22 protein-coding genes, 1 tRNA gene and 1 pseudogene are annotated in these 25775 nt (G+C 67.8%); 13 read left to right on the top strand and 11 right to left on the bottom strand.

Translation table 11 applies throughout. The features are described 5' to 3' along the window. The first annotated feature begins 23 nt into the window (after positions 1 to 23). Both EAT49_RS00975 and EAT49_RS00970 read left to right on the top strand, forming a co-directional pair. Positions 24 to 1136: a Ppx/GppA phosphatase family protein gene (locus tag EAT49_RS00975; RefSeq protein WP_123640388.1), complete on the top strand. Its 1113-nt coding sequence runs from the start codon at positions 24 to 26 to the stop codon at positions 1134 to 1136. Between the two features lie 59 nt (positions 1137 to 1195). Next, the gene (locus EAT49_RS00970; RefSeq protein WP_123640386.1) at positions 1196 to 1957 is read left to right on the top strand and encodes an RlmE family RNA methyltransferase; all 762 of its coding nucleotides are present in this window, start codon (positions 1196 to 1198) and stop codon (positions 1955 to 1957) included. A gap of 32 nt (positions 1958 to 1989) precedes the next feature. Here EAT49_RS00970 and EAT49_RS00965 read toward each other — a convergent pair whose 3' ends face one another. The 5 genes from EAT49_RS00965 to EAT49_RS00945 all read right to left on the bottom strand — a co-directional run bounded on the left by EAT49_RS00965 (position 1990) and on the right by EAT49_RS00945 (position 5244). Beyond that, positions 1990 to 2178, bottom strand: a complete 189-nt coding sequence (locus EAT49_RS00965; protein ID WP_123640384.1) for a hypothetical protein — start codon at positions 2176 to 2178, stop codon at positions 1990 to 1992. A gap of 119 nt (positions 2179 to 2297) precedes the next feature. Continuing rightward, entirely contained in the window at positions 2298 to 3116 is an 819-nt protein-coding gene (locus tag EAT49_RS00960) for an isocitrate lyase/PEP mutase family protein (RefSeq protein WP_123640382.1), read from the bottom strand. Positions 3117 to 3188: 72 nt separating this feature from the next. Further along, entirely contained in the window at positions 3189 to 4130 is a 942-nt protein-coding gene (gene rocF / locus EAT49_RS00955; RefSeq protein WP_123640380.1) for an arginase, read from the bottom strand. 40 nt (positions 4131 to 4170) lie between these two features. Then, a complete protein-coding gene (locus tag EAT49_RS00950; RefSeq protein WP_123640378.1) occupies positions 4171 to 4647 on the bottom strand; it encodes a disulfide bond formation protein B in 477 nt (158 codons plus the stop codon). Positions 4648 to 4665: 18 nt separating this feature from the next. Beyond that, positions 4666 to 5244, bottom strand: a complete 579-nt coding sequence (locus EAT49_RS00945; protein WP_123640376.1) for a YqaA family protein — start codon at positions 5242 to 5244, stop codon at positions 4666 to 4668. A 107-nt stretch (positions 5245 to 5351) separates the two neighbouring features. Between EAT49_RS00945 and EAT49_RS00940 the strand changes: the two genes are divergently transcribed. The 4 genes from EAT49_RS00940 (at position 5352) to EAT49_RS00925 (ending at position 8306) form a co-directional block, all read left to right on the top strand. Further along, positions 5352 to 5437, top strand: a tRNA-Leu gene (locus tag EAT49_RS00940). A 148-nt stretch (positions 5438 to 5585) separates the two neighbouring features. Continuing rightward, entirely contained in the window at positions 5586 to 6599 is a 1014-nt protein-coding gene (locus EAT49_RS00935) for an aKG-HExxH-type peptide beta-hydroxylase (RefSeq protein WP_123640374.1), read from the top strand. Beyond that, entirely contained in the window at positions 6596 to 8059 is a 1464-nt protein-coding gene (locus EAT49_RS00930) for a class I adenylate-forming enzyme family protein (protein ID WP_123640372.1), read from the top strand. Before EAT49_RS00935 ends, EAT49_RS00930 begins: the two co-directional genes overlap by 4 nt. After that, positions 8046 to 8306: an acyl carrier protein gene (locus EAT49_RS00925; RefSeq protein WP_185020602.1), complete on the top strand. Its 261-nt coding sequence runs from the start codon at positions 8046 to 8048 to the stop codon at positions 8304 to 8306. The genes EAT49_RS00930 and EAT49_RS00925 overlap by 14 nt, the downstream gene beginning before the upstream one ends. Here EAT49_RS00925 and EAT49_RS00920 read toward each other — a convergent pair. Next, on the bottom strand, positions 8240 to 8920 hold the full coding sequence (locus EAT49_RS00920) for a hypothetical protein (protein WP_123640368.1): 681 nt from the start codon (positions 8918 to 8920) through the stop codon (positions 8240 to 8242). The two genes, EAT49_RS00925 and EAT49_RS00920, sit on opposite strands and share 67 nt — an antisense overlap. A gap of 1329 nt (positions 8921 to 10249) precedes the next feature. On the opposite strand from EAT49_RS00920, the gene EAT49_RS00915 reads away from it, so the two are divergent. Then, positions 10250 to 14116: a Hint domain-containing protein gene (locus EAT49_RS00915; RefSeq protein ID WP_246003717.1), complete on the top strand. Its 3867-nt coding sequence runs from the start codon at positions 10250 to 10252 to the stop codon at positions 14114 to 14116. Positions 14117 to 14481: 365 nt separating this feature from the next. Then, the gene (locus tag EAT49_RS00910) at positions 14482 to 14970 is read left to right on the top strand and encodes a Hint domain-containing protein (protein WP_123640364.1); all 489 of its coding nucleotides are present in this window, start codon (positions 14482 to 14484) and stop codon (positions 14968 to 14970) included. Between the two features lie 6 nt (positions 14971 to 14976). Here the strand turns inward: EAT49_RS00910 and EAT49_RS00905 are convergent, their stop codons facing one another. The 5 genes and pseudogenes from EAT49_RS00905 to ispF all read right to left on the bottom strand — a co-directional run. Next, a complete protein-coding gene (locus EAT49_RS00905; RefSeq protein WP_123640362.1) occupies positions 14977 to 15585 on the bottom strand; it encodes a nucleotidyltransferase family protein in 609 nt (202 codons plus the stop codon). Beyond that, positions 15585 to 16565, bottom strand: coding sequence for a glycine cleavage T C-terminal barrel domain-containing protein (locus tag EAT49_RS00900; protein WP_281274697.1), 981 nt, complete (start codon positions 16563 to 16565; stop codon positions 15585 to 15587). Before EAT49_RS00900 ends, EAT49_RS00905 begins: the two co-directional genes overlap by 1 nt. A gap of 179 nt (positions 16566 to 16744) precedes the next feature. After that, positions 16745 to 17203, bottom strand: a complete 459-nt coding sequence (locus EAT49_RS00895; RefSeq protein ID WP_246003738.1) for a CinA family protein — start codon at positions 17201 to 17203, stop codon at positions 16745 to 16747. Between the two features lie 5 nt (positions 17204 to 17208). Then, entirely contained in the window at positions 17209 to 17697 is a 489-nt protein-coding gene (locus EAT49_RS00890; RefSeq protein WP_123640356.1) for a phosphatidylglycerophosphatase A family protein, read from the bottom strand. Next, positions 17694 to 18173: pseudogene (gene ispF, locus EAT49_RS00885) on the bottom strand (2-C-methyl-D-erythritol 2,4-cyclodiphosphate synthase); the annotation flags it as partial. The gene EAT49_RS00890 and the pseudogene ispF, both read right to left, overlap by 4 nt. 294 nt (positions 18174 to 18467) lie before the next feature. Between ispF and dusB the strand changes: the two are divergent. The 5 genes from dusB (at position 18468) to ntrX (ending at position 25676) form a co-directional block, all read left to right on the top strand. Continuing rightward, positions 18468 to 19472, top strand: a complete 1005-nt coding sequence (gene dusB, locus EAT49_RS00880) for a tRNA dihydrouridine synthase DusB (RefSeq protein WP_123640352.1) — start codon at positions 18468 to 18470, stop codon at positions 19470 to 19472. Next, positions 19469 to 20551, top strand: coding sequence for a two-component system sensor histidine kinase NtrB (locus EAT49_RS00875; RefSeq protein WP_123640350.1), 1083 nt, complete (start codon positions 19469 to 19471; stop codon positions 20549 to 20551). Before dusB ends, EAT49_RS00875 begins: the two co-directional genes overlap by 4 nt. 3 nt (positions 20552 to 20554) lie before the next feature. Continuing rightward, positions 20555 to 21922: a response regulator gene (locus EAT49_RS00870; RefSeq protein WP_123640348.1), complete on the top strand. Its 1368-nt coding sequence runs from the start codon at positions 20555 to 20557 to the stop codon at positions 21920 to 21922. A gap of 169 nt (positions 21923 to 22091) precedes the next feature. Further along, the gene (locus EAT49_RS00865; RefSeq protein WP_246003715.1) at positions 22092 to 24269 is read left to right on the top strand and encodes a sensor histidine kinase NtrY-like; all 2178 of its coding nucleotides are present in this window, start codon (positions 22092 to 22094) and stop codon (positions 24267 to 24269) included. Positions 24270 to 24278: 9 nt separating this feature from the next. Beyond that, complete coding sequence (gene ntrX / locus EAT49_RS00860; RefSeq protein WP_123640344.1) at positions 24279 to 25676, top strand: nitrogen assimilation response regulator NtrX; 1398 nt, start codon at positions 24279 to 24281, stop codon at positions 25674 to 25676. Positions 25677 to 25775 lie beyond the last annotated feature (99 nt).

Genomic DNA, 25775 nt, shown 5'->3' with positions numbered 1-25775 from the left:
CTCATGATTGGAGGGCGTGACTGATGGCGCCCAGGCGTCCCAAGGGTGCGGGCGCCTTCCCGAAACCGGTCGAAGGCGCCGCCCCCGCTCCGCCGGATCCCGCGACGCTCTATGCGGCGCTGGATCTCGGCACGAACAGTTGTCGGATGCTGATCGCCCAGCCGAAGGGCAGTCAGTTTCATGTGATCGACAGTTTCTCGAAGTCCGTTCAGCTCGGCTCCGGGCTTGAGAGGTCGGGTCGGCTCAGCCGTGCGTCCATGGGGCGGACGATCGGAGCCATTCGGATCTGCATGCAGAAGATCCGGCGCCACAAGGTGAGCCGGATGCGCCTCGTGGCGACCGAAGCCTGCCGTCGCGCCACGAATGCAGCCGAGTTCATTCGGGAAGTGCGCAGCGAAACCGGTCTCAGCCTCGAAATCATCCAGCCCGAGGAGGAAGCGCGTCTCGCGGTGATCTCCTGCGCGCCTCTTGTGTCGACCCGGACCGAACAGCTTCTTGTGGTGGATATCGGCGGCGGATCGACGGAGCTTGTCTGGATCGACCTGACCAAGGTCCCCCGGCACGACAGGCCGAAGGCGATCATGCGGCTCCATTCCGGGTTCAGGCAGGACCCGGGACCATTTCCGGCCGCCAAGGTGGTGGACTGGATCTCCGTGCCGCTGGGCGTCGCCACGCTGCGGGACCAGTTCCGCGACGTTGAGGACGACAATGCACGGTTCGCGCTGATGTCCTGGTTCTTCGAGGAGAACCTCGCGGAGTTCGCGCCCTATGCGTCCGAGCAGGTCAAGGAGGGGTTCCAGATCATCGGCACATCCGGGACGGTCACGACCGTCGCGGCCTCCCATCTGGGTCTCAGGCGCTACGACCGGACAAAGGTGGACGGGCTTCGGATGACATCCGAACAGATCGACGCGGTCATCCGCTCCTACCTCGCCATGGGACCCGAAGGACGCCGCACCGATCCGAGGATCGGTAAGGACCGGCATGCATTGATCATGTCCGGCTCGGCGATCCTGCAGGCTCTGATGCGGCTCTGGCCGACGGACCGCCTGTCGGTCGCCGACCGGGGCTTGCGCGAGGGGCTGCTTTACGCGCAGATGTCGGCCGATGGCGTGCTCGAGGACGGGCCGTATTGAGCGGCTGAGTATCCGCGAATACTCAGGCTCGAATTCTCGCGAAAATTCGGCGGAGCGACATGGCGAAGCGCACACGGAAATCCAGCGGGCGGGGCGAGCGGGACCTGACGGTAAAGGTCAAGTCCGCCCGCGGACGAAAGTTGTCGTCCACGCTCTGGCTGCAGCGCCAGCTCAATGATCCTTATGTGAAACGCGCGAAGGCTGACGGCTATCGCGGACGGGCAGCATACAAGATCCTCGAACTCGACGACCGGTTCCGATTCCTCGTGCCCGGCGCACGCGTCGTGGACCTCGGCGCGGCGCCCGGCGGGTGGAGTCAGGTTGCGGTGTCACGGGTCAATGCGCTCGGGGAGAAGTCCGGCAAGCCCGTGGGTCGGGTGCTCGGCATCGACCTGCAGGAGATCGAGCCCATCCCGGGAGCGGAGCTGCACCGGCTTGATTTCCTCGAGACCGACGCGGACGCGCAGGTAAAGGCATGGCTCGGTGGCCTGGCGGATGTGGTGATGTCGGACATGGCTGCCGCCTCTTCCGGGCACAAGCAGACCGACCACCTGCGGATCGTCGCCCTGTGCGAGGCGGCGGCGCAGTTCGCCTTCGATGTGCTGGAGGAGGGCGGGACCTTCGTGGCGAAGGTGCTCGCAGGCGGCGCGGAGGGCTCTCTCCAGACCCTGCTCAAGCGCCGTTTCGAGAGCGTGGCCAACGTCAAGCCGCCCGCCTCGCGGTCCGACAGTTCCGAGAAGTTCGTCGTTGCCCGAGGATTTCGCGGGCGCGACGGATCGGACGGGCTGGAAGATGCCACGGATGGTGACGTGCCCGGCTGAGAGGACGCGAGGCGCAATGCCTCGGATCGGACTCAGGCGTCGAAGGCGCAGATGTCCCGGCCGGAGACCACCGCCGTCAGCCAGACGGCACCCGCGCGCTCGCGCACAGCGATGCCGTAACCGGCGAGACGGTGGCGCCATTCACGCTCCGAGACGCACCGGTTGCGCTCGTCGCGGGCAAAGCGGCGGATGTCGTCGGGGTTGCTCATGTCTGTGGGCATCTGTTTCTCCGGGCTTCATGGGTGCCGTATGGGCAAGGCCATCTGAGCGCCCGATGGCGGCGGGATGCGGTCCACAATTGGGAAATCTCGCGGCAATTGTTTCCGCTCGGCGAAACGCCTCAGTCCCCGCCGAGCAGCGCGTCGATCTCGTCGCCCGACGCCGCGCGTCCGAGTCCCACGAAGCGGCCGTGCTCGAACATGTCGCGGCCCGCATCGACGATCACGCGATGGGTCACCCGGGCGAGAGAGGATCCGAGGGAGATCCTCGCCACGCCGGCTTCGGCGAAATCTTTGACCGTCTGATTGGCGAAGCGCCCGCTGACCAGCGCGTTGACCGGAAGCGTCGTCTCCGCGCAGATCCGGCGGAGGTCGTCCATATGGGCCGGTCCCGGGGCGTAGAGGACGTCCGCACCCGCGGCCTCGAAGGCACGCAACCGGCGGATCGCCTCGTCGATGCCGTAACCTCCGCCCAGCATCCCGTCGGCACGCGCCGTCAGCACGAAGTCGCGGGGCAGGGCGCGCGCGGCCTCGACCGCCGCCGCGACACGCTCCACGGCAGCCTCGAAAGGGTAGGGCTCGGTCCCCGGCAGACGGATGTCCTCGAGGGTCATGCCGGCGAGACCCGCCTCCGCCGCGAGCCGGACGGTCTCGGCCACCGCTTCGGGGGCGTCTCCGAACCCGTTCTCGAAATCCCCCTGCACGGGGACCGAAACGGCCTCTTTCAGCCTGACCGCATGATCGAGCGCCTCGTCACGACTGACCCGTCCGCCGTCGGAACGGCCGAGCGTGAAGGCATGGGCGGCCGAGGACGTCGCCACGGCCTTAGCGCCGAGGACTTCCAGAAGACGGGCGGAGCCCGCGTCCCACGCATTTGCCAGAACGAAGGGCGCGCCGCGGCGGTGCAGGGCGCGGAAGACGGCGCCGGGGTCGTCGGTCATGGAAAATCCGCTCGGTCTGGGTACCGCCAGACCCTAGGCGCGCACCCCCTGCCGGGCAAGCCTCCTCTGAGCTCAGGCCAGACTTCCGGCGGCGAAAGGCCGGGTCGGCCGGTCGAAGATTCGCCGCCCGAGAAGGGAGGCGGTCAGATCCACCATCAACGAGGCGGTGCGTCCGCGGTCGTCGAGGAACGGATTCAGCTCGACAAGATCGAGCGAGGCCACGAGACCGCTGTCGTGCAGCAATTCGAGCACGAGATGCGCTTCGCGGAAGGTGGCGCCCCCGGGCACGGTCGTCCCCACGGCGGGCGCGATCGCCGGATCGAGGAAATCGACGTCGAGCGAGACATGCAGCAAGCCGTCGGCCGCCGCCACCCGTTCGAGAAATGCCCTGAGCGGCGCGGCGATGCCTTCCTCGTCGATGCGGCGCATGTCGACGAGTGTCGCCTCGGTCTCCTCCAGCGCGGCACGTTCGGGCGGGTCAACCGAGCGCAGACCCACGAAGCAGAGATGGCCGAGAGGCACCGGCCTCTCTATGGGCGGAAAGGCCTCGAACCCGGGCAGGCCCGCCGCATAGGCGACGGGCGTTCCGTGCAGATTGCCGCTTTCGGTCGTCAGCGGCGTGTGGAAATCCGCATGAGCGTCGAGCCAGAGCACGAAAAGCGGACGGTCGAGCGCCCGGGCATGCGCCGCCATGCCGGCAAGGGACCCGAGCGAGACGGCATGATCCCCGCCGAGAAAGATCGGCAGGCCCCGGGGCGCGACGTCCCGGGCGGTCTCGGCGAGAACGCGCGTCCAGCCGACCGTCTCCGCCAGACCGTGCACCATCGGGTTCGCCGGCGACGGCACGTCCGCGGCCGCGGCGCTGAGGTTGCCCATGTCGGTGACCCTGTGCCCGAGCGAGGCCGCCGCCCGCATGAGGCCCGCCACCCGCAGCGCATCCGGCCCCATCAGGCAGCCCCGGGCGCGCTTGCCGCAGTCGAGCGGCGCGCCGATCAGGAAGATGTCTCTCGTCATGGTTCCAGCCTACCCGGACGTGCCCCGGGATGAAATGGACTCACGCGGGCCGCCGCGCCGTTGCCGCGAAGAACCAGATCACGGCCAGCGCAAAGCTCGCAGAGGCGTTCCAACTTGCCATGGACAGGCCGAGGACCTGCCAGGCGACCTCGTCGCACATCACGACAGGATCGACCGCCGCACTGCCGGGCAACAGGCTCTCCGCCGAGAGGCCGCTGAGCCCACCTCCGCTGGAGCTGCAACTCGCGGGTCCCTCCCACCAACCGCGCTCCACCCCGGTGTGATAGACGCCGAAAGCGCCGGTCGTCAGCGCCGCCAGCGCACCGAGCACGGCCGCCGGGCGCAGAGGCAGGATGGTCAGCGCCAGCACCCCGAACAGGATCGCCGCCGCATGGGGCCAGCGCTGCCAGAGGCAGAGCTTGCACGGCGCATAGCCCAAGGCCTGAAATCCGAAGGCGCCGGCCAGCAGGACGAAGGAGCCTGCGGTCGCAAGAAGGACGAGCTGTCTCTCGGTCATGATCTTTCCGGTATCGGCTCAGAGATAGGTGACGGCCGCGAAACCGCCTGCAAGAAGCAGGCAGAAGAGAATGAACATCAGGCCCAGGCGCCGCTCGATGAAGGCCCGTATCTCCTCTCCATAGTACCACAGAAGCCATGCGACGAGAAAGAACCGCAGGCCGCGGGCGAGGATTGACGTCACGACGAATGTCGCCAGCGGCAGGCCGGTCCAGCCCGACATGATGGTGATGACCTTGTAGGGAAAGGGGGTGACCCCCGCAATCAGCACGGGCCAGAAGCCGAAGTCGTTGAAGCGTACGTTGAACGCCTCCATCGCATCGCCCTTGCCGAGACTCTCCAGAACGGGCCGGCCGATCTCGTCATAGGCCGCGAAACCGATCCAGTAGCCGGCGATCCCGCCCAGCACCGAGGCAGTCGTGCAGAGTGCCGCGATCACGAAGGCGCGGTGTGGCGCGGCGAGGATCATCGGGATCATCAGCACGTCGGGCGGGATCGGAAAGACCGAGCTTTCCGCAAAAGCAACTATGGCCAGGGCCCAGAGCGCGTAGCGTGTCTGACCGAGCGTGATCGTCCAGTCGTAAAGCCGTCTCAGCATGGTCCTGTCCGCTCTGCCCGCCGCCTTAGGGCACGGGCAGCGCCGACGGTCAAGCGCGCCGCCCCGCGTTGACGCGCACGAGGCGCGGGCGTAAGCGAGTCCCGCTGGCCGGTGTGGCGGAATGGTAGACGCAGGGGATTCAAAATCCCCCGATGGCAACATCGTGAGAGTTCGAGTCTCTCCACCGGCACCAGTTCGGAATTTCGCATGGTCGGGCCGCAACGGAGCGGCGGGGCCTTCCGGACCGGTCCCTGGGTGGCGACGGCCGGGCCGACGTCGGCGGTCTCTTGAACGCGCCCCGGGAGAGTGGTTTCTGAAAGGTGCCAGATAGGAGTGGCATCATGAGTCTCGAACCAGACATGGCCGCGCCCCTGAGCATGAGGACCGACGCGGAGACGATCCGGCGGATCAAGTTGGACGTCAGACGCCGTCTGCATCGGTCCCTGGACCACCTGATCTTCGAAGCGGCGGCGGATCAGGTGCCGCCGGCGCTGTCGCGCGAGCGGCTGGCGGCGTTGACCCTGTCCGAGCCGTTCCCGTCTCCGATCGTGTTCGCGGCCCATGCCGCCCTGCTCAGGGCGGCCGAAACCGATCGCGCCGATCTCTTCGCGCGCGACAGCGCGGCGCTCGCAGCCCTGCCCGAGGGCGAACATCACGCGCCCGAAGCCCCGGTGATGGCGCTCCTGCACGAACGGGCGCTGTCGCCGGCGGCCTGCGAGTTCCTGAAACGCGCGTTTCTCGACGACATCGGCCTGACGGCCGACCTCGTCGGGCCGTCCGAGGAGGAAGCCGACCGCGCGGCGGATCTGGTCGGACTCGCGCTTTCAGGGTTCGGCCAGGCGCTGCCCGAGCGCCACGCCGAATTTTCCGCGCTCGTCTGCATGATCGTCCTTGCGAAGCCGGGACCCGAGGCGGATCGCGGCTTTGGCGGTGCAACGGTCTTCGACGCTTTCGGGGCGGTCCTCGTGAACGTGGAGGCGCTGAAGTCGCCGGCGAGAACGCTGATGACGCTCGTGCATGAAGCGGCGCACCAGCAGCTGTTCCTGTGTCATCTCGACGACCCGGTACTTCTCAACGACGCGGAACCGCGTCATGTCTCGCCCCTCCGAAAGGAGCCGCGGCCCATGGAAGGGGTGTTTCACGCCGCGTGGGTCTCGGCGAAGATGGCGCTTGTCGCAGACGCGATGCTGCGGTCCGGCAACAGCCCGCAATGGGTCGCGGAGCTCGCCGCCTATCGCGAAAGCTCCATCGCAGCGGTGCAGGACGCCCTGCCGACGATCGAGGCCGGAGCCGAGTTCACGCCACTCGGGGCCGAGTTGTTCCGGGAACTGCGCAGCACGGCGGAGGCGCTGTGAACGAGCCTCAGGACCTCGGGCGGGTCTTTCTGAACCATCTGGGGGCCGACCCGATGGCCGTGTTCGCCGAGTCCGGGCCGCGGACGGCGACCCGCGCCGACGTCGCCGCCCGGGCGGCGACTCATGCCCGGAGGATCGGCGCCTCGGGCGTCGGTCAGGGGGATCTGGTGGCGCTCGCCTGTCTCGACAGCCTGCACGCGATGGAGGCCACCATCGGCTTGTGGTCTCTGGGGGCGGCGCCTGTGTATTTCGACATCCGCCAGCCTCCCGCCGAGATAGCGGCCGCGGCGCAGAGGGTGGGCGCTCGGGTGGTCCTGACCGACATGCCCCGGCTCGCGGGCAGGGACGGGATCGCGGCGCTGGACGAGCCGTCAGGGACCCCGGCGCAAGTTCTGCCGTCGTCTCCCGAGAACGCGGCAGACCTGCCGGCAATCTGGGTTTCCTCATCGGGAACCACGAAGACGCCGGTCCACCAGGCCCGCACGCACCGGTGGATGATCGCCGCCATGAGAGATGCGGAGGTCAAGCTGCGCTCTCATCCGCTGCCGCCGGCGCTGGTCGTGGGCAGCCTCGCATTCGGCGCGGTCGCGAACACCTGGTTGCGCGCGGTCATGGGCGGAACACCCGTGCTCGCGATGCCCCTCTTCCACCATGTCGCAGAACTCGACGCGGCGCTGATGCGGCCGGACATCCGCTTCGCTGCGCTGCCCCCGGTGGTCCTGCGGGATCTGCTTTCGCTGCACAGGGACCGGGATGTTGCCGCACTGGGACCTGCCTATCCCCAGCTCGAGTCGCTGGTGTCCCTCGGCGGTCCGATCGCCCCTGAAGACCTCAGACGGATGCGGGACCTGCTGTCGCCCACCGCGCGCAACGTCTATTCGCTCACGGGTGTCGGGCCGGTTGCCTATCTCGAGGGCGAGGCGATCGACACGCGGTCGGGCTCGGTCGGGAAGATCCTCGACGGCGTTGCGGTGACAGTGACCGACGACGAGGGAAACACGCTGCCGCCCGGGCAGAGCGGACATATCACCGCCTGTAACACTTCCATGGGAGGGCCAGCCGTGGCGACAGGCGATGTCGGGCGGCTCGACCCGGACGGGTTCCTGACCATCATCGGCCGCTCGGCTCAGCTTGCCTGCCGCAACAGCGTGACGGTCAATCTCTCCGTGCTGCAGGACCGCGTCCTCGCCCATGACGGCATCAGGGACTGCATGGCCTTCGCCGTACCCGACCCCGCCGACGGAGGCGACCGGATCGCGCTCGCCGTCGAGACGGCACTCTCGCGGAGAGACGTCGTGCTCTGGCTGAGATCGGCGATTCCCGCGCTGCAACGGCCCGATCTGGTCTGGGTCAGCGCCGAGCTGCCCCGCACACCCTCGGGCAAGATCGCTCTGCGGGAACTTCAGGCGCTGATGGCGCGCGGAGTGCAGGAAGGGACCTGTGTCTTTGTCGCGGTCTGACGGCATCCCCGACCTCGAAGCGGTGGTCGCCGCGGTCTTCGCAGCGGTCTTCCCCGATGCAGATATCACGCGGGAGAGCGATTTCTTCGACCTCGGCGGCGACTCGGGTGCGGCTCTGGAGATCGTCCTTCACCTCGAGGAGAGGCTGGGGCGTCCGGTGCATCCGGCGGCGCTCTTGCATCACCCCGTGGTCGGGGACCTCGCGTCATTCCTCATGGCGGAGGCCGATTCCACCTCGTCGAAATAGGACCGCAGCCCCGCAGCGACGCGCTCGACCGTGCCCACTTCGAAGTATCCGCCGTGAGAGACCCCCGACAGCACCTCGCGCCTGTGCGGACCGAAACCGCGGCTTGCCGCGTCGGGATCTTCGCGGAAAGGATCGCTCTGCGGGTCCTCTTCGCCGTAGAACAGCAGCTTGGGCAGATCGAGCCGGTCGCCCGGCCGCGCGTTGATGAAGGCGAGGGCCGGAACCACGGGCCGCTCGCGGTTGAGCCGCCGCACGACCTCCATCGCAATGGACGTGCCCTGGCAATTTGCGCCCACGCAGAGGAGACCGTCGCCCACCGCCGGGCGGAGCGCATCGGCATAATGGGCCGCCAGTCTTCGCCCGACGTCCAGCTTCAGCGACGCCTCGGGGACGATCATGTGGAGCGAGCGGCCATAGATCAGCGGCTGGTCGGGGCCGAGGGCCGCGGCGAGGCGCTCGGGTTCGCGCTTCGAGTTGAAGATCCAGAACAGGGGAGTACGGCTCCCGCCGGGATTCAGCCGCCGCAGCACGCCCGCGGAGTCGAGCGGTGTCCCGGACCATTGCTCCATGAGCCGCGAGAGCGCCCTCAGATTGTCGGAAAAGTCGGCGGGCATGTCCGGTCCGGGGTCCCCCATGACGCTGTCAGGACCGGACTTCCGGTCCCTCGCGAAGCCTGACCATCGAAGAGGCGGACACGCAAGGCCGGCGACAGAAACGGTGCCCGGCAGGGAACTGTTGCGCGATGAGCTGGCGCGTGGTCTACTTCGTTCGTCGAGGGCCAATGATCGCCGCCGACGTGCAGGAACCGGCCAGCCGAAAGGAAGCCCCATGAAACTCGATACGAAGAAGACCCTCCGCCTGTACGGTTCCGCCGCTGCGGCCAGCCCCAAGGCAAGCTTCGAGCCGACCGAGAACTGAACCGACGCGGTCCCGGTCGTCGAACCGACGACGCGGCCGGGAAGATCTCATGGGGCAGCACGGCCGCTTGCGCGCCCCATCTGCGCGGCGTCCTGCCGGAGCCGGTCGAGGACCGGTTCGGGCGGCTCCGCTCATCGGGACCTGAATCTCCAAAGAAGCTTCGACCCGACTGCCGTCGGGCGGTTCGCGCAGGTCGCGGTCGAGCGTTCAGGTCCAGGCGTCCTTCTCCGCACTCAACTGTTCGCCGGAACCGCCGGGCGGGGTCACGCATCCCGGGACACACTGCGACGCAACTCGCCTCGCGGGCGGGGCGGCCCGTAGGCGCGCCGGGGACGCGGCCCCCCGGACGCAGGCGCGCGCCGGGTCATCTTTCGTCAAGCGCACCATGGCGCGATTCGGAAAGCCTCCGTCGGAAGCCTGTCCAATCCCCCTCAGCTGTCCCGGATTGGTTCCCCACTCTGAACGAAATTAAGGCACCGAGATGGCGCCCTATGCCTTCAAGGCTGCCATGTCGAAGGCCCCCACTGTCTACGGAGGATGCACAATCCTCCGGCGAGTGACCTCCGATCCGGGACCGGAGATGCACAAGGTTCAGTGACAACTATAGGAAAATTGCGTGGACTCTGTCTGCCGCAACCTCTCACTCGGGCGCGCAACCGTTTCCCCATCCGGTCCGGAGCTGCCTTGAAACCGGCCCGCCAAAGCCACGAACGACCCCATTTGCGCCACAAGTCGGACCAGAATCCGCTTTGTCCGGTCGGACCGCCGGCATAAGACATGAGAGCCCGACTGGGGGGCAATTGGTCGCTGGGGGGCGACCGGGCAGGCGGACGCCAGGACGCGGACGATCTGCTTAAACGGTGTCTGCGGGTTCGAAGACCGTAAGGACATGTGGCCGTGACTCCGTTCGGAGACGGCTTTTGCAAGGCGGCCCGTTCGCGGGTTCGAAACGGCGTGGCCAAACTGGCTGCGGCTGCATGTAACAGCCCGGCCATCGGATGCCGGAAACGGTGTGGAGACGGAAAATGTCGGAACCGATTGCGATCAAGAACAGTTCGTTCGAGAAGAACAGCCTGAAGGACGGCAAGTGGGATCATGGCGTCGTCGACTGGCACAAGTCGGGCTCCGTCGGAGAGTTCAATCCAACCGCACACCAGCTCCCCCAAGGCGTTATCGACGGCCACAACGTGGCCTATCTCAGCGGCCACGGGGCGAAGCTCTTCCAGACGCTCGACGAGAAGTACGAGGCCGGAAAGGTCTACGAGTTCTCCGTGGACATCGGTGACGGCTCGTTCAGCGGCAGCGGCAACATCTCCTACGAGGTCAATGTCTATGCCGGTCACACGCTGATCGGCACGGTCTCGGGCAAGACCGGTGACATCAATTCGCTCAAGTCGGTCACGGTGGATACCTCTGGCAGCAACGATCCGTCCCTGAACGGGCACAGCCTGCGGATCGAGATCGTGAACAAGAGCGGCGGAGATCTTCTGATCGACAATGTGAAGGGCTCCGTCCACGACGTCGTCGAACTCGACGGCACGGTCCAGGGCACCGAGGGGGACGACCTGATCGACCTCGACTACGACGGCGACCCGCAGGGTGACCGGATCGACAATGCCGATGCGATCCTGCCGGGCGCCGCGCCCGATGACGACCTTGTCTTGGCAGGCGCAGGTGACGATACGGTCTTCGCTGGCGAAGGCGATGATGTCGTCTATGGCGGCGCTGGCAACGACACGCTCTCCGGCGAGGCCGGCAACGACACCCTCTTCGGGGACAGCGATCTCGACACCGAGACGCGGGGCCGCGAAGTGCTGGAATGGTCGAAGTCCGGCTTCAAGGACGACCAGGAGGTCACCGGCTTCACGCAGAACACCGGCAGCGTCTCGGTCCAGGTCTCCGTATCCAAGGCCAATTCGGGCCTCGATATCGAGTACGAGGACGATGACCGGATCAATGTCGATGGCGTCGATACCGGCGACCTCGGACCGATCAACGACACGAGCACGCTGAAGTTCAGATCGTCGTCGAGCAAGGAAGACGGCAAGGTCACTCTGAACTTCTCGGAAGAGGTCGAGAACGTCTCGTTCCGCATCGCCGATCTGGACTTCGACGCCTCCTTCTCGATCTTCGCCTTCGACGCCGCCGGAAACCCGGTGCCGGTGCAGTTCGTCAATGCAGGCAAGAACGTGAAGGTGGTGGACCGGGACGGCGACGGCACTCTCGAGGCGGTCAAGGACACCAACAGCCACGACGGTCAGAGCACCACCTCCCCGGACAACTCGGTCGGGGTCGAGATCGCCGGTCCGGTGAGCAAGGTCGTGCTGTCCTACGACGCCCTCGGCAGCAAGACGTCCGGCACCAACATCTCCGACATCTACTTCGACGCGGTCACCATCGAGGAAGGCGTGACCGGCACCGGCAACGATGTGCTCTTCGGCGGTGAGGGCGACGACACGCTCTTCGGCGAAGCCGGCGACGACACCCTGTTCGGCGGGTCGGGCAACGACAGCATCGACGGCGGCAGCGGCAACGACCTGATCTACGGGGACAACGGTCCGTCTTCGGGCACCGGCGCACCGACGGGCCCGAACCTGATCAAGAACGGCTCCTTCGAGAACACGACCGGCATGGCCAAGACGGGCTACGGGTTCGTGTCGACGAGCGGCGTCATTCCGAACTGGTCGGACATCAACGGCGAGGAGATCGACGTCCACAATGACGGGCGCGGCGGGCTCAACGCCACCGACGGCAAGAACTGGCTGGACCTCGAGGCGAGCCCCGGCAACAACCGGATCGGACAGGACGTCCACGACGTTCAGTCGGGCGAGACCTACCGTCTGACCTTCGATGCCGGCGACGGCGATTTCCTTCCGTCGAGCGGCTCTGCCGAGAACCTGGTCAAGGTCTACTGGGGTGGTGAACTCATCGCCACGATCGACCCGCCGCAGGGCAGCTTCCAGACCTTCACCTTCGACGTGGTGGGCGGCGCCGGCAACGGCTCCAACCGGCTCGAGTTCGCAGGCACCGGCAAGGAGGACAACTTCGGCGCCTCCATCGACAGCGTGTCGCTGTTCCTGCTGGATGACGGAACCGGGGCGGACGGCAACGACACCATCTTCGGTGGCGACGGCGACGACGTGGTCTTCGGCGGCGGGGGTGATGACAGCATCCGCGGCGGCAACGGCGACGATACTCTGTCCGGCGATGCCGGTGACGACAGCATCATCGGCGGCGACGGGAACGACGTGATCTTCGGCGGCGACGGGGACGACACGCTGGACGGGGCCAAGGGCGACGACAGCATCTTCGGCGGTGCGGGCGACGACTCGATCCAGGGCGGCGAAGGCGACGATTACGTCGAGGGCGGCGCGGGAGACGACCGCATCGTGACCGGCATCGGCAGCGATACGGTCTACGGCGGCGACGGCGACGACTTCATCAACACCGGAAATCACGCGTCCCCGGCTCTCGACAGCGGCTTCCCTCCCTATCTGGGGCTCCCGGGAGTGGCGCCGGACGCGAACCCTGACGACGACAAGGACCTGGTGTTCGGCGGAGCGGGGAACGACACCATCCTCACCGGCGACGATGCCGACACGATCTACGGCGGCGAAGGGGACGACTTCATCGACGCGGGCATCGACAACGACCTTGTCTACGGCGACGAAGGCGACGACACGATCATCGGCGGCCAGGGCGAGGACGTGATCTTCGGCGGTGCCGGTAATGACCTGATCTATGGCGGGCTCGAGGCCGACGTCGGACTGATCGACGACACCGGCAATCCCTTGCTCGACGATCCGCTTCCCAACGACAACCGCGACACGATCTACGGCGGAGACGGCGACGACACGATCTTCGGCAGGGACGACAACGACACCCTGTACGGCGATGCGGGCAACGACCTGCTCGATGGCGGGATCGACGACGACGAGCTCTACGGCGGTGACGGAGACGATACGCTGATCGGCGGGCAAGGCGACGACCTCCTCGTCGGAGGTGAGGGCAACGATACGGCCTTCGGCGGCGACGGGAACGACACGTTCATCGACGGCGCGGGCTCCGACACCTACTTCGGCGGCTTCGGCAACGACACCTTCTTCGGCGGAACCGGCGGAGATCTGGTGATCGGTGGCGAGGATCCCGACGACGAGGACATCGACGTTCTCGACCTGACCGGCTCGGGTGTCGTGTCGATCGACCGCAAGATCGACGTCGGCGACGGCGAGGACGATCCGGAATCGGGCCTCGTGACCTTCGAAGACGGCACGACCATGATCTTCCGCGAGATCGAGACGGTCATTCCCTGCTTCACGCCGGGCACGACCATCGCGACGCCGCGGGGCGAGGTGCTTGTCGAGGAGCTGAAGGTCGGGGACCGGATCGTGACCCGGGACAACGGCCTGCAGGAGATCCGCTGGGTCGGCCAGAAACGGTTCACCGGCCGCGACATGGCGGCGACGCCGCACTTGCGCCCAGTGCTGATCAAGGCCGGAACCCTTGGCCATGGCCTGCCAGAGCGGGACATGATGGTCAGCCCCAACCACCGGGTGCTGGTCACCGGCGAGAAGCCGCAGCTCTACTTCGAGGAAACTGAGGTACTCGTGGCGGCCAAGCACCTTGTCGGCAAGCCCGGTATCCACCGGGTGGACGTGGCGCAGACGACCTATGTCCACTTCATGTTCGACCGTCACGAGGTGGTCCTCTCTGACGGCGCATGGACGGAAAGCTTCCAGCCAGGTGACTGGACGATGAAGGGGATCGACGCTGGACAGCGTGCCGAGATCCTCCAGCTCTTCCCCGAACTGGCCGAGCGCGAAGGCCTCGATGGCTACACCTCCGCCCGGATGGCGCTGAAGAAGCACGAGGCGCGCCTCCTCGTGGACTAAGACGGACCTCCCCGCGTACTTGTGGCGCGGGGCGGACCCTGACCGGGAACTTCCGGAAAGCGACTGTTGCGCGGGTTTCGGCCGGACGGGTGCCGAGGCTCGCGCATTCCGTTCCGGATGTGGGTTGCAGGCCGCCTGGCCCGGGTCGCGACGAGGTCTGTCCAGCCCGGGCTTCGCCACCGTTCGTACATGGGTCAGACCGGTTCCAGAGGGTGAATCGTAAACCGCGCAACGATGCAGGACCAGCGGGCGCGACTGTTCGGGGAAAACAGCCAAAGACCTGACATCATTTGCATTTTTGGCGAGAATAGGCAAAGGCAGTCGCAGCGGGCGAGACTCCGCGACGCCCGATCCGAAAGAGGCCCATGACATTCGACACTCCCCCCGACCCGGCTCGCACGCGGCCCCTTTGGCTCGCCGCGCGGACGCTTGTCGCGACGGTGCGCGGGGAAATGCCGGTCGAACAGCTGCAGCCGGGGCTTCGGGTCTTGACCCGCGCGGCAGGGCTGGTCCGGGTGCTTACGGTGGGCACCGATCCGGGACGCGGCCCGAAAGGTCCGAAGGCGGTCATTCTGCCGCCGGGGGCCCTCGGCCAGGGCCTTCCGGAACGCGAACTGACCGTCATCGGGGATCAGCGGCTCCTTGTCTTCGGCGCGCGCGCCGGGAACGCCGGTGACCGGTTCGTCGCGGCGGCGGAGCTGGCGGTCGCCCGCCACGTCGAGGAGAACACGTTGATCCGGCTTGAGCTTCTCGTCGAGGGTCCCGTGGCGATCCTCGCCAACGGCGCCTGGCTTGGCTCGGCCCTTGCCTGCGACAGGGCCTGTGCGAGGGCCGGGGCGGACGAACCCGCCTGACCGCGCCTACCTCGAGAGGAAGGCCTCCCAGTCTTCGGGGCTGTCGAGATCCTCGCAGGCCCGCCGGCCTTCCAGCGGAACCTCCGTCAGCTCCTCCCGGTGAGCCCTGACCACCGCGGCCGCGCCATGGTCCCCATAGAGGTGCGCGAACTCCGGCAGCAGGTCGTGCGCGAAAAGGACCGGATGACCCGGCGTGCCGTCCTCGGCGGTGGCGCGGCAGATAAGGATGCCGGGTGTGCGGGCCGCGACGAGGCGCTGGAGATCGGCGGTTTCGATACCCGGCATGTCCGGCAGCATCACCAGCAGATCGCGGTCGGCCTCCAACGCTGCCAGTGCGCCCGCGCGCAGGGAACGGGACAGGCCCTCGTTGGCATCCGCAAGGGTCTCCGAGCGGAGCCGCCCTCCTGCCGTCGCCATCAGCCGCAGCACCAGCGCGGTTCGTGCCGGTCGATCGGGGGGCAAGGTGACGAGGACGGGCCACCCGGTCCCGAGCGCCTGAGCGACCTGCCGCCCTAGGAGCGGCACGCCCTCCACCGGCCGGGTCAGCTTGTCGGCGCCTCTCATGCGTGACGAAGCCCCTGCGGCGGGTATGAGGATCAGCGGCCCTTCCGTCATCACCCGAGCGTCCTTTCCCCTTCGGCATGGAACGGAGGCCGCGTCGCAGGCCGCGCCGGCCGCCGCTCGTCCAGGAACTCGTTTCTCATCCCGAGACCGTCCCGGGCCCGGTCGCGCGGGACGAACCCCGAAGCGACCGACACGCCCGCCCGGGGCGGATACCCGCCCGAGGTGCAGAGCCCCTGCACCCGACCGTCGATCCAGATGGGCTCATGGCCCTGTACATGGGCATCGTCCACGGCCGCCGTGAAAGCCTCAAGCACGCGGTCGCGCAGCACCGCTCTCTCGCTGTCCGCTCCTGCGCTGATGGGCCTGTCGGCTTCCCACAGGGTTTTCCACAGGCTGCACTGGTTCATCGGGGGGCAGTAGAGCCGGAAGCCGGGGTCGTCTCCATAGCTCATCCGATGCACGAGGCAGGTCACCTGGCGTACCGCCATGGGTCGAACATCGAGAAGGCGCGGATCAGTCGGATCGCGGGTCGCCAAGGCGAGCGGATCGTGCGTCCGGAGGCCGGCAATCTGAAAGCCGGTGACCCTGACTGATACATTCTCAACATCGACGTCATCCTCGAGATGCGTCTCGAACCATCGCAGGTGGATTTCCTGCGCACCATAGCTGCCGGCACGCCGGAATTCGGTCTCGCTCAGGCAGGAGATCGTGAGATCGCTCATCAGCCGGCCGGAGGGCGACAGCATCGGCGGGAGGGCGAGCGGGTTGGGCCGCGGGACTCGGCCCGCCATGATCCGGTCGAGCCAGCCGCGCGCGTTCCGGCCGGACACGCGGAATTTCCCGAAGTTCTGCAGTTCGTTCTTGCCGACGGAGTTACGCACAGGCCGACCTTGGCGGTCCGTGGCCTCCCGGGAGTTGGACCGGCGGAAGAGGGCGGGGTCTCGACGCGGGGCTGGGCATGCGTTTTCATCCGGGGGCCTCCGGGTACTGGTCTCGGGGTCAGAGTAGGGGCTGCCGGGGGTCGGGGCCATGGCCCGAGGCGACGGATCGGCCCGTCGTGGGCGACCTGTCCGGCGGGACCGGCTGCACGTCCGTGGCAGCGTTACACGATGAAACGGCATGTAACTGCATGTTTTCATTGTATTTTATGGCCTCGCCCGTGGAGTCCGTCCAATGGAGCGGGAATTTCCGATCCGCCCGCGCCCGAGGCTCAGCAGCTCTCGATGCCCCGGATCAGCAGCGCCATTCCATGATCCACCGTGGCCGCCCGGACCCGGTCCCGACCGAGGGCGCCGAAGTCCACGGTCTCCGTCATCGTCCCGGAGCGCGTCGACAGTCCGAAACAGACACGCCCCTCGGGCTTCTCCGGCGTGCCGCCGCCGGGCCCCGCGATGCCGGTGACGGAAACCGCCACGTCCGCGCGTGCGCGCGTGCGCGCGCCCTCGGCCATCTCGCCGGCGGTTTCCTCGGAGACGGCGCCATGGGCGGCGAGCGTCTCGCTACGCACCCCCAGCAGGTCGCGTTTCGCGTCGTTCGAATAGGTGACGAACCCGTAGTCGAAGATGGCGGAGGCCCCCGCCGCGTCGGTCACCCGGCCCGCGAGGAGACCACCCGTGCAGCTTTCCGCAGTGGTCACTTTCAGGCCGCGGGCGCGTGCCAGTTCCACCAGCCGGCTCACAGGATCACCGGCAGATGGGCCAGCGCGGCCAGCACGATCACGCAGAGCCCGGCCATCGCCCCCGCGATCAGGTCGTCGAGCATCACACCCCAAGGGGTCTGCAGCCGGTCGGCCCGGCCCACGGGCCCCGGTTTCCAGATGTCGAAGGCGCGAAAGAGCAGGAAGGCCGCGATCCAGCCCGGCCAGAGCGCGGTGATCTCCGACCCCACCCACCAGGCGCCGAAGCTGACGGGCAGCAGCGCCACCCACTGGCCCGCCACCTCGTCGATGACGATCCAGGACGGGTCCTCATGGGCGCCTCGGGTCAGTTCGGTCGTGGCCCAGGTGCCCGCCGCGATGACCAGAACGAGCACCGCCAGCACCAGGAACGGACCGCCGGCCCAGTGCAGCAGCAGAAGCGCGGGCAGGGCGGCGAGGGAGCCCCAGGTGCCCGGGGCGGGCTTCAGCAGGCCCACATAGAAGAAGGTGGCGATCAGGCGCGTCACGGGCGCACCAGGGTGACGGTGGCCAGCGCCGCGATGCCTTCCTCGCGTCCGGTGAAGCCCAGCCGCTCGGACGTGGTGGCCTTGATGCTCAGGCGGTCCGGAGCGATCTCCATGATCTCGGCGGTGGCGGCGACCATCGCCGCGGCATGGGGGCCGATCCTCGGCCGCTCGCAGACCAGCGTCAGATCGGCGTTCGAAATGGCGTAACCGCGTTCGCGGGCGAGGCCGCAGGCGTGGCGCAGGAAGATCTCGCTGGCCGCTCCCTTCCATTGAGGATCGCTCGGCGGGAAGTGGCGGCCGATGTCGCCGGCGGCCAGCGCGCCGTAGATCGCATCGGTCAGCGTGTGCAGGCCCACATCGGCGTCCGAGTGACCCTCGAGCGCGCGGTCATGAGGAATGCTCACGCCGCAGAGGATCACCGAGTCCCCCGGACGAAAGCGGTGCACGTCGAAACCGTTGCCGGTGCGGATGTCCATGGGTCACTCCCTGGGGCGCGCGCCGGAGCGCGGCTTGTGCTCTCGCCCTTCCTTGCCGTCCTGCGCGGCCACGTCCAGCCCCGGGATACGCGAAATTCGGTTGCTGCGCGACGGGCGGCCGATGATCGCACATCGTCTGGCCGGCCTGAACTTTGGGCATCGGGAGCCGTATGCACTTCAACGCCGCACAAAAAACAGGCAAAGGCAGGAGGCGCACCGGCTTCCCGCCGCAGGATATTGAGGTTCGGCGCCGGGATGATAGGTCTCTTGAGCATTCGCACAAAGTTTTGGCACATGACCGCCTTCGCAGCACAAGAATCGCCGGGGCTCGATCTCGGATCGGAGCGGCTGACGCCGCCCGTGGCGCTCGCCCCTCTCGCGGGCATCACCGATCTGCCGTTCCGGCAGCTCGTCGCGGGTTTCGGTGCGGGCTGGGTCGTGTCCGAAATGGTGGCGAGCCAGGAAATGGTGCAGGGTCACCTCGGGTTTCGCGCGCGGGCGGAGCTGGGATTCGGCGAGGCGCGGACGGCGGTGCAACTTGCCGGGCGGGAGGCGCACTGGATGGCCGAGGCCGCGCGGATCGCCGAGGCGAACGGCGCGCGGATCATCGACATCAACATGGGCTGTCCCGCGAAGAAGGTGACGACGGGGCTGTCGGGATCGGCGCTCATGCGCGAGCCCGACCATGCGCTCTCGCTCATCGAGGCGGTGGTGCGGGCCGTCAGGGTGCCCGTGACCCTGAAGACGCGGCTTGGCTGGGACGACGCCTGCCTGAACGCGCCCGACATCGCGCGGCGCGCGGCGGAGGCGGGCGTCCGGATGGTGACGATCCATGGCCGCACGCGCTGCCAGTTCTACAAGGGCGCCGCAGACTGGGCCGCCATCCGATCCGTCGTCGAGGCGGTGCCCGTTCCGGTGATCGCGAACGGAGACATCACCGGACCGGCGGCCGCGCGGCGCGCGCTCGCGGCCTCGGGGGCGGCGGGGGTCATGGTGGGACGGGGCGCGCAGGGGCGGCCCTGGGCGGTGGCGGAGATCGGCCATGCCGTGTTCGGCGCACCGGCCCCGAAGGTGCCACGGGGAGCGGCGTTTCTCGACATGGTGTCAGGGCATTACGAGGCGATGCTGAGGTTCTACGGGCGGGCGCTGGGCGTGAAGGTCGCGCGCAAGCACCTCGGGTGGTACATGGACGAGGCGGGCACGCCGGGGGAGCTGCGCCGGCCGGTGCTGACCGGCGACGATCCGGGCCGGGTGCTGCGCGACCTGCGGCCTGCGCTGATGGCAGAGGCCGCGGCATGACGATCCTCGATCCCGGGCTGTGGAATTCGCTGCCGGTCCCCGCGCTGCTCATCGCGCCCGACGACACGCTGGCGGAGACGAACCCGGCGGCGGAGCTGTTCCTGAACCTGTCGTCGAAGAGCCTCGCGGGTGCGCCGCTCTGGGACAAGGTCATGATCGACGCTGCGATCGAGGAGCCCTATGCGCGGGCGCGGGCGCAGCGGACCTCGCTCTTCGTCAACGACGTGGACGTGGGCTCGGGCGAGCGGCCACCGGTGCAGTGCAACATCCAGTTCGCGCCGCTGCAGGGGTCGGACGGCTACATGCTGATGATGATCTCCCCGCGGGAACTGGCCAGCCGGGTGACGCTGAACGCCCAGTCGGGCAAGGCCGCGCGCTCGGCCATCGGCATGGCGGAGATGCTGGCCCACGAGATCAAGAACCCGCTCGCCGGGATCACCGGGGCGGCGCAGCTTCTGTCCATGGGGCTGACGAACGGGGACCTGGAGCTGACGGATCTGATCGTCGAGGAGAGCCGCCGCATCGTGAAACTTCTCGAGCAGGTCGAGGAGTTCGGCAACCTGCGCCCGCCGCAGACGCGGGCGGTCAACGTGCATGACCTCCTCGACCGGGCGCGGCAGTCGGCCAGCGTGGGCTTCGGCGCGCACATGGTCTTTCTCGACGACTACGATCCCTCGCTGCCGCAGACATGGGCCGATCCGGACCAGCTTCTGCAGGTTTTCCTGAACCTGCTGAAGAACGCGAGCGAGGCGGGGGGCGAGGGCGGCGTCATCAAGCTGCACACCTTCTACGAACAGAGCCTGAGGGTGCGCGGCAAGGACGGGGAGCCGGTGCGGCTGCCGCTCCAGGTGGAGATCATCGACGACGGGCCGGGTATCCCGCCCGAGATCGCGGGAGAGATCTTCGAGCCCTTCGTGTCGGGGCGCGAGAACGGCACCGGGCTCGGCCTCGCGCTCGTGTCGAAGATCATCGCGGACAACGGGGGCTGGATCTCGGTGGACAGCATCCCGGGGCGGACCGTGTTCCGGCTGTCGCTGCCGCTCGTGCCCAAAGACGCTCAAGACGTGGAAGAGGACTGACCCATGGACGGAACCGTTCTGGTCGCCGACGACGACCGCACCATCCGCACCGTTCTGACCCAGGCGCTGACCCGCGCGGGCTGCAAGGTCCATGCGACCTCGTCGCTGGTCACGCTGATGCGCTGGGTGGAGGAGGGCAAGGGCGACCTCGTCATCTCCGACGTCATCATGCCCGACGGCAACGGGCTGGAGCAGTTGCCGCTGATCTCCGAGAAACGGCCGGGGCTGCCGGTCATCGTGATCTCGGCGCAGAACACGATCATGACGGCGATCCAGGCGGCGGAGAAGGAAGCCTACGACTATCTGCCGAAACCCTTCGACCTGCCGGACCTGATGAAGCGGGCGGGCAGGGCGCTCGAGGTCAAGCGCCGCGCGCCCGCGCCGCGGCCCGAGACCACGGAGAGCGGCGAGGGCGATCTGCCGCTCGTGGGGCGGACGCCCGCAATGCAGGCGCTCTACCGGCTGGTGGCGCGGGTGATGAACACCCAGCTTCCGGTGATGATCGTCGGCGAGAGCGGGACCGGAAAGTCGCTCATCGCGCGGGCGATCCACGACTTCTCCGACCGGCGCACGCTGCCCTTCGTGGTGGCGACCGCGGCCGATCTGGCGGGGGCGGACGGGCCTTCTGCGCTCATCAGCCGGGCCCGGGGCGGCAGCCTCGTCTTCGACGAGGTGGGCGATTTCCCGGAGGAGGCGCAGGCGCGGATCGTGCGGATGCTCGACGCGCTGTCGGACAGCGGACCGCGGATCATGTCCACGAGCCAAGTCGACCTGATGGGGCGGCTCGAGGCCGGGCATTTCCGCGAGGACCTCTATTACCGGCTGAGCGGCGTCACGCTGACCGTGCCGAGCCTGCGGGAGCGGGTCGACGACATTCCCCTGCTGGCGGAGCATTTCCTTGTCCGCGCCGAGCGGGAGGGCGCCAATCTCAAGCGTCTGAGCCCCCAGGCGCTCGATCTGGTGCGGGCCTACTCCTGGCCCGGCAACGTCCGGCAACTGGAGAACGCCGTGCGCCGGCTGGTCTATACCGCGACGGAGGACGAGATAACCCGGACGGAGGTCGAGCATGTGCTCGGCAACCAGCCCGCGATGGAGCCCCTGTCGGGCGCCGCGGAGGGCGAGAAGCTCTCCGCCTCCGTGGCCAAGCATCTGCGTCGGTATTTCGACCTGCACGGGGGCGTCCTGCCGCCCATGGGCCTCTATCAGCGCATCCTGAAGGAGGTGGAACTGCCGCTCATCGAAATCGCGCTGGATGCGACGGGCGGCAATCAGGCCAAATGTGCCGACCTCCTCGGGATCAACCGCAATACCTTGCGTAAAAAGATAACGGACCTCGATATTCGCGTGACACGCCGCCGCAAGTTGATGTAAAGCCGCCACAGAACCGTGGCGAAGCGACCATGTCGCGAGAAGACCACGGCAGCATGGCGGTGGGGTCACAGTGTGGCCCGCAGGACAGGGCGAACAGGTGCGGCGGTCCCTCATGGATCTCAAGCTCGGCCGGCTGAGTCGGTGGCGCCGCAAGAGGCCCGCCGAGACCATGATGACGTTCACACTGGTGGCCCTGGGCCCGATCCTCGCGATCCTCACGCTGATGGCGTTCGGGCCGTTCGGGGACGGCGGCGCCTCCGGCTGGCTGCGACTGATCCTGACCGCCGACCTCGTCTATGTCCTGGTGATCGCGGCCCTTGTCGGGCAGCGAGTCTTCTTCATGGTGGTGGCGCGGCGGCAGCGCTCCGCAGGCTCGCGGCTGCACCTGCGGTTGACCGGCGTCTTTGCGCTGCTGGCGCTGATCCCGACGGTGCTGGTGGCGGTCTTCGCCGTCGTCACCATCAACATCGGTCTCGAGGGCTGGTTCTCCGACAGGGTGCGCAACGTCGTGGGTTCCTCCCTCGCCGCGGCGCAGGCCTATGAGGAAGAGCACCGACAGCAGGTCTCCCGGGACGGGCAGGCGCTGGCCAACTACCTGGAGAACGAGCGGCGCGGCGAGCTCTACATGTCGCCGGGCGAGATCCGGCAGGCCCTCGGCCGGGTCGAGGCGCAGATCGAGCGCGGGCTGACGGAAGCGTTCGTGATCGACGGCACCGGCGAGATCGTTGCCCGCGGCGCGCAGTCCTACCTCTTCGATTTCGAGCGCCCCGAGCCCGAGGTGATCGAGGCCGCGCTCGAGAACGGCATCGCCATCATAGAGGACTGGTCCAACAACGAATTCCGCGCCCTGATCCCGCTCGACGGCTTCGTGGACCGTTTTCTCTATGTGAGCCGGGCCGTGGACGGCTCGATCCTCGCACTGCTCGACGAGACGCAGGAGACGGTGGCGCTCTATCAGCAGCTCGAACGCGAACGCGGGCGGGTGCTCTTCGAGGTGGGCCTGATCTATCTCGGCTTCGCGGTGATCCTGATCCTCGCCGCGATCTGGCTGGGCCTCTGGTTCGCCGAACGGCTGTCGCGGCCGGTAGGCCGGCTGGTCGTGGCCAGCCAGAAGGTCGGCGCGGGCGATCTCGACGTGCGTGTGCGCGAGGAGTCGGGCGACGACGAGATCGCCCAGCTCGGACGTCATTTCAACGCGATGACCGCGCAGCTCAACACCCAGCGCCGGGAGCTTCTGGACCGCACCGAGCAGATCGAGCGGCGTCAGCGGCTCTTTCACAGCGTGCTGTCGTCGATCAGCTCCGGGGTCGTGGGGCTCGATCCCCGGGGCCGGGTGACCTTCGTCAACCATTCCGCCCAGCGGCTCCTCGACTTCGATCCGGCGGGCGAAGCGGTTTCCGTGGCAGTCGCCGTGCCAGAGTTCGGGCCTCTCTTCGACCGGCTTCGCCGGGAAAAGCGCGCCGTGGTGCAGGACCAGATCGACCTCGTGCGGTCGGGCAAACAGGAGAGCCTCCTCGTGCGGATGTCGCCCCGGCGCGTGGCCTCGGGCAAGGTCGAGGGCTACGTCGTGGCCTTCGACGACGTGACGGACCTGGTCAGCGCCCAGCGGATGGCGGCCTGGGGCGACGTCGCGCGGCGCATCGCCCACGAGATCAAGAACCCGCTCACCCCGATCCAGCTCTCCGCCGAGAGGATCAAGCGCAAGTTCGGCCGCAGCCTCGAGGGGGCAGACGCCGAGGCGCTCGAGCAGATGACCGGGGTCATCGTGCGTCAGACAGACGATCTGCGCCGTATCGTGGACGAGTTCAGCAAGTTCGCCCGGATGCCGACCCCGGAGCGACTGACGAACGATCTCACGGCGCTGGTGAAGGGGGCGGTGACGCTGCAGGAGGCGGGACAGCCCGAGGTCCGCTTCCGCGCCGACCTGCCCGAGGTGGCGGTGATCGCCCAGGTCGATGCCACGATGATCGGCCAGGCGCTGACGAATTTGATCAAGAACGCCGGAGAAGCAATTGAAAGCTATCGTGAAACCGGAGCAGAGGTCGAGGGCGAGGTGCGGGTCGTCATGACCCTCGGAGAGGGCGAGGCGCGGATCGAGATCTCCGACAACGGGATCGGCCTCCCCGAGGACCGCGCGCGGCTCTTCGAGCCGTATGTGACCACCCGCGAGAAGGGCACGGGCCTCGGCCTGCCCATCGTCAGGAAGATCATCGAGGAACATGGCGGGACGCTGACCCTGACCGACGCCGAGCCCTTCGGGCCCGACGGCAGGCAGGGCGCCTCGGCCGTCGTCACCCTGCCGACCGCGCCCGCGAGGGTGCGCGAGGCGGAAAAAGAAGCAGTATGAGGTAGATTCATGGGCGATATTCTCATCACCGACGACGAGCGGGACATCCGCGAGCTGATCGCGGAGATCCTGCACGACGAGGGGTATTCCACCCGCGTCGCGGGCACGTCCGACGCCTGCATGGCCGAGATCGCCAAGGACCCGCCCGCCATGCTGATCCTCGACATCTGGCTCAAGGACAGCGCCATGGACGGCATCGACATCCTGTCGAAGGTCAAGCGCGAGCATCCCGACATTCCGATCGTCATCATCTCGGGCCACGGCAACATCGAGATCGCGGTCGCCGCGATCAAGCAGGGGGCCTACGACTTCATCGAGAAGCCGTTCAAGATCGACCAGCTTCTGGTGGTGATCCGCCGCGCCATGGAGACGAGCCGCCTGCGTCGCGAGAACCTCGAGCTGAAGCGCGGCGAGCGGGGCACCACGGAGCTTCTGGGCGAGAGCGCCGCGCTGAAATCGCTGCGGTCGCAGCTCGAGAAGGTGACGCGCTCGAACGGGCGGGTGATGCTGACCGGGCCGGCGGGCGCCGGCAAGGAGATTGCCGCGCGCTACATCCACGCGAAATCCACACGGGCGCAGGCGCCTTTTATCTGCGTCAACTCCGCCTCGATCGAGCCCGATCGGATGGAAGAGGTCCTTTTCGGCCGTGAAAGCCCCGAGCGGGGGATCGAGCGCGGGCTTCTCGAGGAGGCGAACGGGGGCGTTCTCTATTTCGACGAGGTGGCGGACATGCCGCTCGGCACCCAGTCGAAGATCCTGCGGGTGCTGGTGGACCAGCGCTTCCAGCGCGTCAACGGACACGAGAAGGTGCAGGTGGACATCCGCGTCATCTCCTCCACCAACCGCGACCTGCCCGCCGAGATCGCCGACGGGCGGTTCCGGCAGGAGCTCTATCACCGGCTGAACGTGGTGCCGATCTCGGTGCCCTCGCTGGAGGAGCGGCGCGAGGACATCCCGCTTCTGGCGGAGCATTTCATCGAGATGTTCAACCGCACCCAGGGCCTGCCGCTGCGGCCCTTGGCCGAGGACGCGCGGGCGCTTCTGCAGACGATGACCTGGCCCGGCAACGTGCGGCAGCTGCGGAACGTGGTGGAGCGGGTGCTGATCCTCGGCGACAGCACGGGCGAGATCACGGCGCGGGAGCTGCCCTCCACCGACGACCGCTCGGGACCGGAGGAGGACCGCGTGGTCCTGTCGGGCGGGCTCGCCACGCTGCCGCTGCGCGAGGCGCGGGAGCTGTTCGAGCGGGAATACCTGCTGACCCAGATCAACCGCTTCGGCGGCAACATCAGCCGCACCGCGGCCTTCGTGGGCATGGAGCGCTCGGCGCTGCACCGCAAGCTGAAGAGCCTCGGCGTGGTGACCTCGAACAAGGCGGGCGCGCGGGTGGCGCATGTCGAGGGGTGATCCGGAGCGGGTGGGTGGGGTCAAACCCCACCTGACATGGGTGACGACCTCGCGCCTCTCTTTCGGAGGGTGGCGCGGGTGACTGGGCGGGAGCCTCCG

Source organism: Histidinibacterium lentulum (genome assembly GCF_003789055.1).
GTDB classification, from domain to species: Bacteria; Pseudomonadota; Alphaproteobacteria; order Rhodobacterales; family Rhodobacteraceae; genus Oceanicola; species Oceanicola lentulus.
The sequence above is the reverse complement of the archived record's forward strand: the minus strand, read 5'-3'. Positions and strand labels throughout refer to the sequence as shown.